Genomic DNA, 14,831 nt, shown 5'->3' on the forward strand with positions numbered 1-14,831 from the left:
CTTTTTTTCAAGCTTTGATTAGGCGAATACAACCGTTTTGTTACGGTGAATGATGACTCTGTCTTCTAGGTGATAGCGTACGCCGTGGGCCAGCGCGTTGACTTCACAATCCTTACCTTTGCGCACCATGTCTGCGGCAGTATCACTGTGGCTAATGCGTTTTACGGCTTGCTCAATGATTGGTCCCTCATCAAGATCTTTTGTGACGTAGTGACACGTTGCACCGATGAGTTTTACCCCTCTGTCATAGGCTTGCTGATAAGGCTTAGCGCCCGCAAAAGAGGGTAAGAAGCTGTGGTGAATATTGATTGCCTTACCACCTAATTCCTCACACAACCAATCTGGCAGAATTTGCATAAAGCGAGCGAGTACTGTGAGGTCGATTTTGTACTCTCTTAGCAAAGTCGCAATTTGCTCGAATGCTGCCTCTTTCCCTAACGATTTAAAGTCAACCCAGTGAAAAGGAACTTTATACCAGTCTGCAAATTGTTTCATCTGCGGGTGGTTTGCAATAATACAGGGGATGTCGCAATCCAATTCGCCAGTATGCCATCGGTGAAGAATATCGACCAAGCAGTGTGATTCTAAGCTTGCCAATAATGCCACCCGTTGCTTTTTCGATGAGTCCGACAGCTTCCAATTCATCTGATATTCGTTGGCCAGAGGCGTAAACTCCTCGATAAAGCTCTGATAGTTGAGCTGAATAGAGTCTGCTCGAATTTCGTGACGCATAAAGAAGCAACCAGTCTGCTGATCAGTGTGGTGACTCGCTTCAACGATAGAGGCGCCGTGCTCGGCTAAAAATTGAGAAACACTGGCGACGATGCCCACTTGGTCGGGACAATCAATTACAAGGCGATAAGTAGGTTGCATGATGGCTTTCGGTAAAAAACAATGACCCCCTTTTTACCCATCTAGACGTCTGCTGTAAAGGGGGAACTCAAGAAATTAACCGATTAGTCCATTTTTTAATTGCTCTCGCAGACTCATTGCCGGTTTCAGTGACCATGAATGACGAATCGGGTAGGTGACTCCACTTGGTGTAGAAACAGATTCAAACAAATGAAATTTGTCAAAATGACAAGTGATATCGGGCGTGAAAAGCGGTGGTGGCAATGTACTGTTTGCCTTTCGAACTAGGGTGACGTGCGGGCGATAGGGACGGTTCTCGACCTCAATGTTTGCGCTGCGGGCTGCTTTTCTTGTTTGTTTTGCCAAAGCTTTAATGGTATCCGGTGGTGATGTTGGGGCAGCAAATACAATTTTGGGGGTTTGCCAGTAACCGGTCGTATCGAGTTGCAATGTAATGGGTTCGCAAATTATGTCATCAAGTCTTTCAATTAATTCATCTAAATTGCGGTGTTCCACCTGACCTAAAAAACACAGTGTAATATGAAAATTCTTGGGTGGAATGGCTCGTGGTTGAGCTTGTCCGTGGGTAGTTCTGGGCGTAAAACAGAGCTCGGGTAACGCATTGAAGCGCCAATCGTCGAGCGCTAGTTTGCTTTCTTTAGAGAGATCCAAACCAATAAATAAGCGCATAGTTCACCTGATTCGTCATGATATTTGTTATCCATGCCGCTGTATGAATACAGCGAAGCGTTATTTTGTCATTGTGGTTTGAGGTATCTGTAGGGCGGCATACTCCTGTAAAAATTGCGGTTAGCTGTGCATCAAACGTTGATTTCACGGATAATGGTAGTATTAGATTTTGTACTTGCATAGGAAAAGGTGAAAGTCAGTTGTCTTCCTTTGGCCAACAATTACCCGTAACAAGCGTTATTCAACCTCTGATGGACGCGACGCTATCCGGCAACGATGTGATTCTTCAAGCTGCGCCAGGCGCAGGTAAATCTACAGTTGTCCCTTTGGCTCTGCTAGAACAAGGCTTCGACGGCAAAGTTCTTTTAATGCAGCCCAGACGAGTAGTGGTTCGCAGCTTAGCTCAATTCCTAGCGAGTCAACTGGGCGAAAATGTGGGTGAAACCGTTGGTTATCGTATTAAAGGCGAGACAAAAACCAGTGCTAAAACGCGATTGGAAGTCATCACAGAGGGTGTACTTGCTCGAATGATTCAGTCTGACCCTGAGTTAAACGGTGTATCGCTGATTATTTTTGATGAGTTCCATGAACGCAGTATTCACAGTGATTATGGTTTAGCGCTGGCAATTGAAGTGCAACAAGGGCTGCGAGAGGACCTGCGTTTATTGGTAATGTCTGCGACATTCAACGTGGAAGAAGTAGCAAGCCTGTTACCTGATGCCACATGTTTACACAGTGAGGGACGTCAGTTCCCGATTGAGACAATTTACGTCGGTAACATAAAACACGACGATATCGTTGAGCAATCAGTGAGATGTGTCATTCGAGCATTGGATCAACACGAGGGCGATATCTTAGTGTTTTTGCCTGGCGCGCGCTGGATAAATCAGGCATTGAATAAGTTGGAAGCACGGGTTAGTGATAGTGATGTCATCCTAGTGCCTCTTTTCGGGGCGTTATCTCAGGCCGAGCAACAACAAGCGATCGCGCCTGCGCCCTTGTCAAAACGCAAAGTGATATTGTCTACCAATATTGCGGAAACCAGTTTGACCTTACCTGGCATTACGGTGGTCGTGGACAGTGGTCGCGAGCAGCAGGCACGTTTTCACGCCGCCTCTGGCTTGACGCAATTATCGCTACAAATGATCTCACAAGCGTCATCTATTCAACGACAAGGACGAGCTGGGCGTGTACAAGCTGGCCATTGTTACCGTTTGTGGGGGAAGGACAATCAAAGTCGGCTAGCAAAGGATATTACGCCACAAATATTGGCCCAAGATGTCACGGGCGTGACGTTAGATGCGCTAGCGTGGGGGACAAAATTAACTGAGATGGCAATGTTGACACAACCGTCTCGAGCCCAATCTAGATTTAGCCAAACGACACTTTTTGACATCGGGGCGATTGACAAAAACGGGCAAATTCTCGCGCGAGGTCAAAAGCTAGCTGCCTTTCCTATTGCTCCTCAATATGGTGCTGGCCTTATGGATAGCACGAATTATGCGGAGCAATATGACGCGCCAAACATATTGGCAGCCGCCTGTTTTCTTATCGCTTGGGTTGAGGAAGGTATAGGGCGCCAAGACAGTGGTAATATACTCGATCAGTGGCGTGAGCTTTCCGGCCCGAAGAAAAAGCAGTGGTTGAAACAGTCTGCTCGTTTATGGTCTTTGGTTCGTCCAAGTTCCCCTATGCCCGAGCCCGAAGGCTCAAACGACGACAGTATCGCGATTGCCGCCATCTTGTGTTTCCCAAGTCGGATCGCCAAAAGAAGAGGGAGTGGCCGCTATACCATGGCGTCAGGGAGTGGCGCTCAACTGAGACAAGAAACAGGTAAACCAATTGATTGGCTGGTTGTACTGAGTGGGCAAAACAAGGATTCTGAGGTTGTCATATCACAAGCTACACCTTTCGAATACTCATTGTTTGAACGTGTGATGGGCGCCCAGTTCAAACGGGAAACGATAGTGCATTTTGACAAAGATGCGCAAAGAATGAGAAGTGAAGACGCCCTGACATTTAAGCAGTTAATACTAGAACGTTCACCGTCACAGCGAAAAGCGAAAGATAAAATTGCTGCTGCTTGGATCGACTATTTAGAGCAACTGGACTTCAAACAATGGCCACTGCAAGAATCAGACTGGCAGTGGTTGAAAAAAATTGAGTTGGCCCGTTGCATTTCCCTGCGTCAGCCTGCGGCATACGACGGCGACGATCCTTGGCCACAACCCAATCAGAACTGGTTACTCGATGGTATTATTGAGCACTATCAAGCGCCACTCAGCCGATGTACATCACTAACCGATTTAGCAAAATTGAATTGGACGGAGTTGTTCACCCAAATGTTAACCTGGCCTCAGCAAGATGCCATTAAACAATTTTTACCTAGCAGCCTAGCGGTGCCAAGTGGCAATCAACGCAAGTTAGATTACCTCGACAATGGCAAAGTGAAATTATCCGTGCGTATGCAGGAAATGTATGGGTTAGCTGCACCAATTTATGTGGCCGAGGGGAAAGTGATAGTGACGGTAGAGTTGCTCAATCCAGCTGGGCGACCTATCCAAACGACGCAAGATTTAGGTGGTTTTTGGAGTGGCAGTTATGCCGATGTCAAAAAAGAAATGAAGGGGCGTTATCCAAAACACTACTGGCCAGACGATCCGACCAGTGCGCAAGCGACGACTAAGACCAAAAAGGCAATGGGTTGATTTTTAACCAGTTTATTTTATTGTTTACAAATCATTAACTTAGAGTAAAAAATGTACTAACACTAAGGTCTTATACCGCTATTGTCATCTTTCTTTTATATGTGCTTAATAGACTAAAGTTTAATAATTGAGCAACCGTAAAAAAGGAGAAAAGCCATGGCTAAAGTAGCATTGGTGACAGGTGGGACCCGCGGTATCGGTGAGGCAATTTGTACGACATTGAAGGACGCTGGCTACACTGTTGTGGCGAATTACGGCGGTAATGACGAGGCTGCAAAAGCGTTCACCGAACGCACAGGGATTCCGTCTTTTAAGTTTGATGTTTCGAGCTTTGAAAAGACGAACATGGCAATTGAGCAAATTGAGAATGATTATGGGCCGATTGATATTCTTATCAATAATGCTGGTATCACTCGCGATGGCACAATGCACAGAATGGATTTTGAGCAGTGGGATGCCGTCATTCAAACTAACTTAGCATCGTGTTTTAACACTTGCCGGAGTGTTATTACGGGTATGCGTGAAAGGGGGTTTGGGCGTATAGTCAATATCGGCTCAGTTAATGGACAAGCTGGGCAATATGGTCAAGTTAACTATGCGGCCGCTAAGTCTGGTATTCATGGTTTTACCAAGGCGTTGGCGCTAGAAACGGCAGCAAAAGGCGTTACCGTGAACGCCATTGCGCCGGGCTATGTTGACACTGACATGGTCCGCGCGGTACCTGAGGAAGTGCTCAAGAAAATTATCGCGACTATTCCAGTTGGCCGACTTGGCAAGCCAGAAGACATTGCTGATGCAGTGATGTTTTTAATCTCGGATAAAGCTGGCTTTATGACAGGTTCTACACTGTCGATTAACGGCGGCCAGCACATGTACTAACAACCGGAAGGTGTAAAAAAAGCGCGGTCGAGAAGCCGCGCTTTTTTGTATCTAGCGTGCTCAGATTAAGCCAACTTACTTTGAAAACATCAATTCACTCTAGCTTGACGCTGCGCCAACCTTTACACCAATCTTTTCCATCACACTAAGAGAAGGGAAGCCATCAGCGGTCAAGGACTCAGCCGTTTGAAATGCGCGAATACCTTTGCGTGTCGCTGGCCCAATGATGCCATCAGGTACACCAACGTCATAGCCGTTTTCATTGAGCAAGCGTTGCAATTGCTGGATTTGTTTGCGGCTATACGCAGGCAGATCAGGTAATGGTTGTACTAATGGGGATGCGCCCGCAATACGGTCGGCTAAATGGCCTACCGCAATGGCATAGAATTCAGAGTTATTCCAACGCATGATCACGTTAAAGTTTGTATAGGCGAGAAACGCTGGCCCCTCACTGCCAGATGGTACAACGAGGTAAGCCTGAATATCAGCTTTGGGGAGCGCGCTACCGTCTGCTTGAAATACCCCTAGCTTTGCCCACTCAGTCATGGTGCGTTTTTTCTGAATGCCGGCGGATTCAAAATCAAAGTCCTCAGATAGCTGTACTTCACGTCCCCAGCGATAACCCGGTTTCCACCCGAGCTGAGCAAGGAAGTTGGCTGCGGATGTGAGGGCATCTTCTTCACTCTCCCACAGATTGACTTGGCCATCATCATCGCCGTCTACTGCGTAGTTGATATAGGCTGATGGCATAAACTGCGTATGCCCCATGGCGCCTGCCCACGAGCCAACCATATTCGCTTGTTCTATGTTTTCACGCTCCATCAGCCGTAGTGCCACCATCAATTCCTGAGTAAAGTAAGCCGAACGACGTTTGTCACACGCTAACGTTGCAAGGGAATCCAGCACAGGCATTTTGCCTTTGTAGCTGCCGAAATTGGTTTCTAAGCCCCAAAAAGAGAGCAAGTAGTGGGGAGGAATCCCATACTTATCATTTAAGCCTTTTAAAAGCGCTTTGTGTTTTTTGTACATGGCTTGGCCTTTTTCGACTCGCCATTTGGTCACTCGCTTGCTGAAGTAGCCCGGAAAGGTTTGGACGAACTCAGGCTGACGCTTGTCTAGTTCAAGCACGCGTTGCTGAATCTTGAGAGAGGGGATGACTTTGTCGATGGTGTCGTCACTGAGCTGGGCATCAGTTGCCAGCGTTTGCCATTGTACTTTGCACGCTTCGAAATCGTCAGCCGTTACTTCCGCGGCGCCGGCGTGATGAATCAGAAAAAAAGAAAACAGAGAAAGAGAAACGCGTCGAATCATGTATCAAACCACTTCAATTGGGGTAACCCTCATGCTACCCCAAACCATACCCTATGATCGAGCTAATCAGGTGTACTTATGAATAAAGTCGGTGATTAGCGGTCGGATATGTTTACGAAACTTGGAGCCGCTGAATATCCCATAGTGCCCGGCTCCTGGCTGTACGTGATGTCGACGCATGGTTTTGGGCAAGCTCTTACAAATTGTCTGTGCCGCTTGTGTTTGACCAAGGCCACAAATGTCGTCTTCAGCCCCTTCCACAGTGAGCAATGGCGTATCATCAATGGCCTCAAAGTTGACTGGTTGGCCTTTGTAAGTGATTGCACCTTTTGCCACTTCATTGTTTTTAAATACACGTTCTATCGTTTCGAGATAAAACTCAGCTGGCATATCGAGCACGGCTAGATATTCGTCGTAAAACGCGCGAAAGCGGTCTGCGTCTTCTTCTTCACCAAATACTAGGTTTTGAAAGAAGTTCATGTACTTTTTGGTGTGGCTCCTTTGGTTCATGCTGATGAAACCACCGAGTTGCATGAAACCCGGATACACTTCTCTTCCTTCTCCAGGATAACCATAAGGGACCTTCATGATGGCGACATTTTTGAACCATGACATTGGATGTTCATGTGCAAAGTCATTGACTCGTGTTGGATTTTTACTGGTATCTAACGGGCCGGCCATCAAGGTAAGAGATTGGGGTACGCAAGTGTTTTTCTGTTCCGCCATGACAGCCGTCGCGATTAGCGCCTGCACTGTTGGCTGACAAATAGCAATCATGTGAGTATCTGGCCCAAGAAACTCAAGAAATTCAATCAGGTATTCGACATAGCAGTCGAAACTGAAAGGGCCTTCGCTAAGTGGCACTTCACGAGCATCTCCCCAGTCGGTGATGTACACTTCGTGATCCGGTAAGAGTGCCTCCACCGTTCCTTTAAGTAAGGTTGCATGATGGCCCGATAGGGGCGCGACCAAGAGTACTTTGTGATCCTCGCTATGGCCTACTCGGTTAAAATGCATCAGGTCACAGAAGGGTTTGGACATCACGACATCTTCGCGTACTAGGTATCGCTGACCATCAATGTTGATATCTTCAATGTTGAAACCAAGCTTTTCGTAGCGTCTTGTAAGCCGCATGGCGGTCTCCAAAGAGGCTCGCGTAATCCTTCCGCCGATAGAATGGCTGAATGGGTTAGCGGGGTGGTTTGCAATATCGTTCATCAAACTAAACCCCTCGTGCATTATTTGCGCGCTACGGGTGAGATAATCATAAGCTTGGTAGTTCATGCGTTATTCCTCGAAGAGTTAGACTGGCAGGATAGGGCACTATTGTCGGCACAACAGCATTGAATGATTTACATAACAAACCAACAAAAAGGGAATCGCACTATTGCACGATTCCCCATTTGTACGTGCTAACCGTTATTACTTGGCAGTAGTAAATTTACTGGTCATGTCCTCAGACATCACTTTCATCATTTCGCCTGCTTTTTGTTGCGCTTCTGAAAGGATGCTGTAGTTAGTTTTCGCCGCGTCAGTCAGTGTTTCTTGGAAACCCTCGAAATACGCTTTTTGTGCTTCAGCAAGGCTCATTACATCTTTCTGTTGGCTCGCTTTTTCTACAAAAGCCATGCCGTCTGAAAGTAGGGTAGACAGCAGTGTATTCTGCTTTTCTGCCAAGTCTTGCATCGTGCTCATGTTCAATGTCGCCAAATCTGTAACTGGCTTCATTGCGTCTTTCATTGTTTCGTTGAATTGTTCGAACATTGGTGTATCTCCAGTATCAATTTAAAATGTTACAGGGTTAAGCGTTGGTTTTACTTGCCGTTTTTGCCGCGGCTGCCTTCGTTGTAGGGCTCGAGGCTTTACGTGTACGCGTTGCTGGTTTTTTTGCAGCGGTTTTCTTCGCTGCTGGTGCTGCTTTTACTTCAGTTTTCGCTTCAGCGGTTGGACTCGATTTCGATACCGCCGTAGGATTGACTTCGGTTGCTTTGGTAACCTTTTTAGGGACGGCAGGTTCTGCTTTTGCTGCTGAGTTTGGGACAGGCGTGTCAATCACCGGACTCTCAATCGATTGCTGCAGAACCTTAGTTACTTGTTCACTCATGGCGCTGAGCGTGGAGTAGGTTTCTTTAGAAACACTCGCAAAGCGTTCTCGCATCGCTTGAGCGTATGCGGAATTAGCAGCCATTACGCCTTTAACTTCTGTTTGGTGCGTGACACTTTCCATGTATTTGACGCTTTCGCTCAGTAATCCTGTGAATAGCTCTGTCTGGTGTTGAGACAGATCTTCGAACGTTTTTGCATTCAGTGCGACTAGTGAGTTTACTGGCTTAGCCGACTTTTTGAGTTGCTCTGAAAACTTACCAAACATACTTTTCTCCTAACGAATAAGGATAAATTGCTGCGGTGCAGCAGCGTAGTTGGTTAGATATTAGACAAGGTGTTGTTCGTGATCAAGTACAAATTGCTGCTTTGCAGCATGATGCTTAGAACAATAAATTCTATCGATAGGTTATTTTATGTTGCGGTGCAGCATAAGGGCGCTGCTAGGGACTGCTAAGGGCTGCTAGAGGTAAGCTAAATAAAACTTCAGTCGTCCTTATTGCGTTTGGTGGATTTCATCCATGCATCCATGTTCTGTTCCATCATTTTGTTGAACATACCGAACGGGCTAGTTTCAACCATATTTTTCATCATGCCTTGTACTTTGTCTTGTTGCTCGATGAAACTGACGATGCTTTGTTCTAGGTATTGCCTAACAAAGGCTTGCATGTCTGAGTCATAAAAGCGAATGAGTTGCTTGAGCAGTGAATTGGTCAGCAGAGACTGATTTTCATTGGTTTCTGATTCACTGATAATTTGCAACAGAATCGACTTAGTCAAATCTTCTTCCGTTTTAGAATCGATAACACGAAACTCGTCCCGTTGATTGATCAGCGATTTGATATAGTCCAGATTGACATACTGGCTACGAGATGTGTCGTACATTCTGCGGTTTGGGTACTTCTTAATCGTGATCATGGATATCTGTAATCGCTGGGTGTGGAAGCATGAGAGTAGCTTATCTGAGTCTGTCGCTGCAAGGAATAGCTGCCCTGTGACGATATCACAGGGCAGCGACTGAAACAGATAACTCACACTATTTCAGTCGAGTCGCTTGCGAACGTAACTGCCCGGTGCGGCCTCTAATGTCGGATAACTAGCATTGCTACCGGGTTGTGGAGCTTCAACCTTGCTGCTGTCTTGGTGCTCAAGCCACTGATACCAATCGGGCCACCAAGACCCCTCGACTTTTTGTGCATTGTCGAACCACTTTGCCGGGTCGGCATCTAATTGGTCATTGATCCAGTGTGGATACTTGCCCTTTTCTGGTGGGTTGATAACGCCAGCGAGATGCCCCGAGCCAGCAAGGACAAATCGGGTGTCTCCTTTGACTAACTGAGTGCCTTTATAAGCGCCTTGCCAAAGCACAATGTGGTCTGCCAGTGTGGCGAGAAAATAAACGGGCACATCAATGTTGCCAAGGTCAATGGCAATACCATCAACCTCAATGGCACCTCGCTCTTTGAGTTTATTTTCCCAGTAAGTTGTATTGATGTATTGCTTGAAGCAAGATGCCGTGATGTTGGTTGCATCACTGTTCCAATACAAAATATCAAACGCGGCTGGATCTTTGCCTTTCAGGTAATTATTGATGAAATAAGACCAGAACAAATTGTTTTCGCGTAATAAACTGAAGCTCAAACCGAGAATACGGCCGTCGTATACTCCTTTAATATCAGCATTTTGTTCGAGTAAAGGAAGGGCCTCATCTGTTAGATAATTGCCAATTTCTCCCGGTTCACTGAAGTCTAACAATGTAGTCAGCAAGGTAATCGAACCGAGTCTTTCGTCGCCTTTCGCTCTCAGGTAAGCACTTGCCATTGAAAGCAACGTGCCTCCCACGCAAAAGCCCACCATATTGACTTTCTCTTGTTGGGTGATGTCTGCGACAACATCTAATGCTGCAACAGGGCCTTGCTTCATATAGTCGACGAAATCATAGTCAGCTAGAGTGGCATCTGGATTGACCCACGAAATCATGAATACACTGTGGCCTGCGTTGAGCAATCCATTCACCATGGACTTACGTTCTTCCAAGTCGAGTATGTAGTACTTATTAATAAACGGCGGAACAAACAAGATTGGACGGGAGTACGTTTTGGCCTGCTTCGGCTGATAGTGGATAAGTTGAATTAAGGCATTTTGATACACCACACTACCTGGCGTATTCGCTAAATTGTCACCCAGTTCAAAAGCCGTATTGTCTGTTTGGGTGATTTTAAATGCTTCTATTGGGCTTTTCTCCAAGTCGCGCATGAAGTTCTCAATACCGTGAACCATGTTTTGGCCTCTGGTTTTGAGAATCTCTTCACAGACTTCGGGGTTGCTCAGCAAATAGTTAGTGGGAGACACAGAATTGATGTACTGGCGGGTATAGAACTTCACTTGTTCTGCCGATTTTGGATCGTCGAACTTCATCGTTTCTAACATGCTTTGGAGCATTTTAGAATTGATGAGATACGCCTGTTTGAGGTAACTGAAAACGGGATTATCTTGCCAATCAGAATGGACAAAACGCTTATCGCCGGGCTCTTCGGTAGCAACAGCTTGCGCTTTTTCACCTAGCATAGCTTTGGTAGCTTGTTGCCACAGCTCGGTTTGTTGTCGCATGAATTCCATTTGGTTCTCAACCAACTTCGCCGTATCCACTTCTACAGAGCCCGACAACAAATGTTGTAATTTGGCTGGATCAAACATTGCTGCAGTATCTGCACTGCTTGCGCTGCGAGATAATACTTCTTTGACCATGGCATTGAATTGGTGAGCATATTGGTTGAGTGTATCCAATATGTCGTCATCATGTGTATGTTGCACGCTAGCTCCTTGGATTAATTCTCCGAACGTTGAGAATGGGCAATATTCTCAAACAATTTTGAATACATTGTGAAGGCATTCTGACTGCCATCGAGGTAATGTTGTAGTAGGGACGACATCGTGTTGATATCGCCACGCTGAATTTGCTTTTGTAGCAGTTTTAGCGTCGGTTCGTGAAGCGCGCTTAAATCAGGCCAGCCAAATAGCTCGCGGGCCTCTTGGGGAGACAAGTCGACATCGATAGTGATTTTCATGCTGTTATCCTCACTGGCATGAAGGTTTATACGCTTGCAAACCGCCACTACACGTATCTGATGTGTGAAGATTGTCGAAATGTGGCAAAAATACACTGGAATTTCCCCCAGTTAGGCCGCAAAATGACATTCTCGTTCGATATACTTCATGGTGCGAAACCATGAGGCGCCTTCCTTGAGCGGACGAGTCGATTCTTCACTCCTTTAAATATGATGGCATGATAAGTGGCGAAAAAACAAACGAAAAATAAGCAAAAAAAGCGTGGTTGGACCGGATTAATTGTTAAGTTGAGCTTAGTAGGTACTGTGTTACTCGGCGCTTACATGTTTTACCTCGATGCTCAAATTAAGCACTCCTTTGAAGGTAACAAATGGGTTGTTCCCGCGCAGATATATGCTCGTCCCTTAGCGATAGCGGTGGAACAAGAGATCACAACTAAAGAAGTGATTGACGAGCTAAAGCTGCTCGGTTATCGACGCGTGCAAAATGCCAAAACAAGTGGCCAATATACGTTTAAAAATGGAGTACTACACGTTCAGCGCCGTGGGTTTCACTTTCCCGATGGCTCTCAACCACTTCGCGAAATCGCGATTCATTGGTCGGGTAGCAGAGTAAGTCGTATTCTCGACCGTGACCTCGGTGATGTGAAAACTATCCGTTTAGAGCCTTGGTTGGTTACCCGGCTGGTTAGTAGCTCTCGTGAAGATAGAATGCTACTCGATATCAACGAGGTGCCACCTCTGTTGCCCAAAGCGCTGACATTGGTTGAAGATAGAAACTTTTATGATCACCACGGGGTAGCACCACTTTCGATTATTCGCGCACTCATGGCCAATATCGCGGCAGGGCGGACTGTTCAAGGTGGCAGCACCCTGACTCAACAGCTCGTGAAAAACTTGTATCTGACTCGCGAGCGTTCCATCGTGAGAAAAATAAAAGAAGCCTTGATGGCCATTATTATTGATGCCCGTTACAGCAAAACACAGATTATACAGGCCTATTTAAATGAGGTGTTTCTTGCCCAAAATGGTGAAAACGCAGTACACGGTTTTGGTTTAGCGAGCCACTTTTTCTTTGATCGCCCAGCGCATGAACTCAACACAGCGGAAATCGCTACGTTGGTAGCGATGATAAAAGGGCCATCCTATTACAATCCTCGTCGTTATCCTGAGCGAGCCCTTGAACGTCGAAATCTCGTTCTCCGAATCTTGTTTGAAGCCAATGAAATTGATAGAGCTGAATACGAAACGCTCGTTGACTTTCCACTAACACTTGCCAGCGGGGCCAGTCTGGCGAGTGGCAAACACCCTGCGTTTATGGAGCAAGTTCGCCGTGAATTGTCTGATATCCTTGCGGATCCGAATATTCGGGAGTCAGGGGTAAAAGTCTTTACTTCACTGGATATCTACGCGCAAAGGCGAGCGGAAAAGTCACTGACATCTACGCTCGGCTCGTTGCAAAAAAATCGCAGCGTTCCGCTGGAAGGTGCGATGGTAGTATCTAACATTTCAGCTGGGGAGATTCGAGCAATTGTCGGGAGCGTGAATACCAGCTACTCGGGCTTTAATCGCGCTTTGGATGCTCGCCGTCAAATTGGCAGTCTGGTCAAGCCCGCGGTTTATCTTACTGCGCTTGAAAGCCCCGGATTGTATAACTTAGCAACGCCTTTAAAAGACGAACCCGTCACCCTCAAAGGAAGAGAAGGTCAGCCGTGGTCGCCGCTCAATGCAGACAAAAAGTTCAGAGGCCAAGTGCCACTTATTGATGCATTAACAGGTTCTTTGAATGTGCCTACCGTGAACCTTGGCTTGGAAGTGGGGTTAGACAGCATTACTAACACGCTACAACGGCTGGGTGTTAGTGAGCCAATCGAGCAGGTGCCCGCGTTAACACTGGGCGCGGTAACGCTTAGTCCATTTTCGATGAATCAAATGTACCAAACTATCGCAAATAGTGGCCGCTACGCCCCTTTACATACTGTAAATTCAATTGTGTCCTCCAATAACCGGTTATTGTGGCAGTACGCTGACTTTTCTGAGCAACGAGTTGACGAAGCGGCAACTTATTTACTGAACTATGCGCTGTATAAAGTCACTGTGGAAGGGACGGCTAAACGCATCAGCCAAACATTTCCGGGCATTAATATGGCAGGGAAAACGGGAACAACTGACGATTATCGAGATAGTTGGTTTACCGGGTTCGACAGAAATAACGTGGCTACGGTTTGGGTAGGTAACGACGATAATCAGCCAATTGGCTTGACGGGGGCTAGCGGCGCGCTACCTATTTTTGTCAATTATCAGCGTTTGCAATCGCCAAAATCATTATCTAGACGCTTTCCACAAGGCTTGGGGATCGCAAATTTCGACAGAAGTAGCGGAGATATTATGGCGCCTGGGTGTCCTAATACTCTGAATGTGCCAGCCGTGCTAGACGTTTTACCTGCGCCCTCCGATTGCAAAGGTATGCCACCGCCAGCGGATAAAAAGAAAAAACGAACTTGGTGGGATAGGTTACTAGGCAGATAAAAAGCCCCAGGAGAATCATGATGATGGGGTAAATGATCATCATGATTTACCTGAGGAAAGGCCCTACGGGAGTAAGGGTTTTGGTTGGGAGAGGCGATGTGCGATGAATCGCACACCATTGAACACGATGAGACTGGCTAGGAAAGCAAGCACAGGTCCCATCGCGAGCATTAATACTGGTGTTGCGCCCACTAACATACTGGTTACTCAGCGTCAGTGTTGGCAGCAGTTTGTTGAGCTGGTAAGTCTGTTACAGTGACGTCTGCAACTAGACTCTTCTCAACCGCTTCTGGTTCAAAATACAAGCTAGCAGTTAGCACGTTACGTGTTGCGTCTACTGACAGCTGGGCTTGTGTTTGAGCGATTGATTCATTCATGTACTGAGTCAATACATTCTCAACGGGATTTTGTGCTGCAGCAGCTGTTGATGATACGCCAACAAAAACTAGTGCAGTGAAAAGACGACGATTAAAAAGCATGATGTTCTCCTAAAATTTGGTTAAAAAACTGCACTCTGTTTACTTCTGCTTTGCAGTTAACAATTAAGTCGCAATAACATTTGCGATAGTTGTGCCAATTTAGAAAAAAATTTTAAATTATTGATTTATAATGCTTTTTAATTTTTATGAGAATGAGAAGTGGATTTTGTCTGATCTGTTGAAACTAAAAGTTGGTCAAATTCACAGATGAT

General features: G+C 46.2%; 13 protein-coding genes. 3 read left to right on the forward strand and 10 right to left on the reverse strand.

Features of this window, described 5'->3' with window-relative positions; all coding sequences use genetic code 11:
* Positions 1-18 precede the first annotated feature (18 nt).
* Together purU and thpR are read right to left on the reverse strand one after the other, a co-directional pair.
* Complete coding sequence (gene purU, locus AC27G9_RS15730) at positions 19-873, reverse strand: formyltetrahydrofolate deformylase (protein ID WP_487075425.1); 855 nt, start codon at positions 871-873, stop codon at positions 19-21.
* A gap of 75 nt (positions 874-948) precedes the next feature.
* Positions 949-1,542, reverse strand: coding sequence for an RNA 2',3'-cyclic phosphodiesterase (gene thpR / locus AC27G9_RS15735; protein WP_487075426.1), 594 nt, complete (start codon positions 1,540-1,542; stop codon positions 949-951).
* 200 nt (positions 1,543-1,742) lie between these two features.
* Between thpR and hrpB the strand changes: the two genes are divergently transcribed.
* Positions 1,743-4,250 (forward strand): ATP-dependent helicase HrpB, encoded by a 2,508-nt coding sequence (gene hrpB / locus AC27G9_RS15740; RefSeq protein WP_487075427.1) that lies wholly within the window; start codon positions 1,743-1,745, stop codon positions 4,248-4,250.
* Positions 4,251-4,406: 156 nt separating this feature from the next.
* The gene (gene phbB, locus AC27G9_RS15745) at positions 4,407-5,129 is read left to right on the forward strand and encodes an acetoacetyl-CoA reductase (protein ID WP_487075428.1); all 723 of its coding nucleotides are present in this window, start codon (positions 4,407-4,409) and stop codon (positions 5,127-5,129) included.
* Positions 5,130-5,228: 99 nt separating this feature from the next.
* Here phbB and AC27G9_RS15750 read toward each other — a convergent pair whose 3' ends face one another.
* The 7 genes from AC27G9_RS15750 to AC27G9_RS15780 all read right to left on the reverse strand — a co-directional run bounded on the left by AC27G9_RS15750 (position 5,229) and on the right by AC27G9_RS15780 (position 11,611).
* Entirely contained in the window at positions 5,229-6,440 is a 1,212-nt protein-coding gene (locus AC27G9_RS15750) for a lytic murein transglycosylase (RefSeq protein ID WP_487075429.1), read from the reverse strand.
* Positions 6,441-6,506: 66 nt separating this feature from the next.
* Positions 6,507-7,724: a polyhydroxyalkanoate depolymerase gene (locus tag AC27G9_RS15755; RefSeq protein ID WP_487075430.1), complete on the reverse strand. Its 1,218-nt coding sequence runs from the start codon at positions 7,722-7,724 to the stop codon at positions 6,507-6,509.
* 138 nt (positions 7,725-7,862) lie between these two features.
* A complete protein-coding gene (locus tag AC27G9_RS15760) occupies positions 7,863-8,204 on the reverse strand; it encodes a phasin family protein (protein ID WP_487075431.1) in 342 nt (113 codons plus the stop codon).
* Positions 8,205-8,241: 37 nt separating this feature from the next.
* A complete protein-coding gene (locus AC27G9_RS15765) occupies positions 8,242-8,811 on the reverse strand; it encodes a phasin family protein (RefSeq protein WP_487075432.1) in 570 nt (189 codons plus the stop codon).
* Between the two features lie 218 nt (positions 8,812-9,029).
* Positions 9,030-9,578 (reverse strand): polyhydroxyalkanoate synthesis repressor PhaR, encoded by a 549-nt coding sequence (phaR, locus tag AC27G9_RS15770; protein WP_487075433.1) that lies wholly within the window; start codon positions 9,576-9,578, stop codon positions 9,030-9,032.
* A gap of 6 nt (positions 9,579-9,584) precedes the next feature.
* Positions 9,585-11,357: a PHA/PHB synthase family protein gene (locus AC27G9_RS15775; RefSeq protein WP_487075434.1), complete on the reverse strand. Its 1,773-nt coding sequence runs from the start codon at positions 11,355-11,357 to the stop codon at positions 9,585-9,587.
* A 14-nt stretch (positions 11,358-11,371) separates the two neighbouring features.
* Positions 11,372-11,611: a hypothetical protein gene (locus AC27G9_RS15780; protein ID WP_487075435.1), complete on the reverse strand. Its 240-nt coding sequence runs from the start codon at positions 11,609-11,611 to the stop codon at positions 11,372-11,374.
* Between the two features lie 225 nt (positions 11,612-11,836).
* On the opposite strand from AC27G9_RS15780, the gene mrcB reads away from it, so the two are divergent.
* Positions 11,837-14,140, forward strand: coding sequence for a penicillin-binding protein 1B (mrcB, locus tag AC27G9_RS15785; RefSeq protein ID WP_487075436.1), 2,304 nt, complete (start codon positions 11,837-11,839; stop codon positions 14,138-14,140).
* Between the two features lie 203 nt (positions 14,141-14,343).
* On the opposite strand, the gene AC27G9_RS15790 is transcribed toward mrcB, so the two are convergent.
* On the reverse strand, positions 14,344-14,619 hold the full coding sequence (locus AC27G9_RS15790) for a hypothetical protein (protein ID WP_487075437.1): 276 nt from the start codon (positions 14,617-14,619) through the stop codon (positions 14,344-14,346).
* Positions 14,620-14,831 lie beyond the last annotated feature (212 nt).

This window comes from Alteromonas sp. 5NS40-0096, from assembly GCF_057544385.1.

Bases quoted from the DNA above. Each gene is read 5' to 3' on its own strand.
- purU (WP_487075425.1), bottom strand. From the start codon at position 873: ATGCAACCTACTTATCGCCTTGTAATTGATTGTCCCGACCAAGTGGGC.
- thpR (WP_487075426.1), bottom strand. From the start codon at position 1,542: ATGCGCTTATTTATTGGTTTGGATCTCTCTAAAGAAAGCAAACTAGCG.
- phbB (WP_487075428.1), top strand. From the start codon at position 4,407: ATGGCTAAAGTAGCATTGGTGACAGGTGGGACCCGCGGTATCGGTGAG.
- AC27G9_RS15750 (WP_487075429.1), bottom strand. From the start codon at position 6,440: ATGATTCGACGCGTTTCTCTTTCTCTGTTTTCTTTTTTTCTGATTCAT.
- AC27G9_RS15755 (WP_487075430.1), bottom strand. From the start codon at position 7,724: ATGAACTACCAAGCTTATGATTATCTCACCCGTAGCGCGCAAATAATG.
- AC27G9_RS15760 (WP_487075431.1), bottom strand. From the start codon at position 8,204: ATGTTCGAACAATTCAACGAAACAATGAAAGACGCAATGAAGCCAGTT.
- AC27G9_RS15765 (WP_487075432.1), bottom strand. From the start codon at position 8,811: ATGTTTGGTAAGTTTTCAGAGCAACTCAAAAAGTCGGCTAAGCCAGTA.
- AC27G9_RS15780 (WP_487075435.1), bottom strand. From the start codon at position 11,611: ATGAAAATCACTATCGATGTCGACTTGTCTCCCCAAGAGGCCCGCGAG.
- AC27G9_RS15790 (WP_487075437.1), bottom strand. From the start codon at position 14,619: ATGCTTTTTAATCGTCGTCTTTTCACTGCACTAGTTTTTGTTGGCGTA.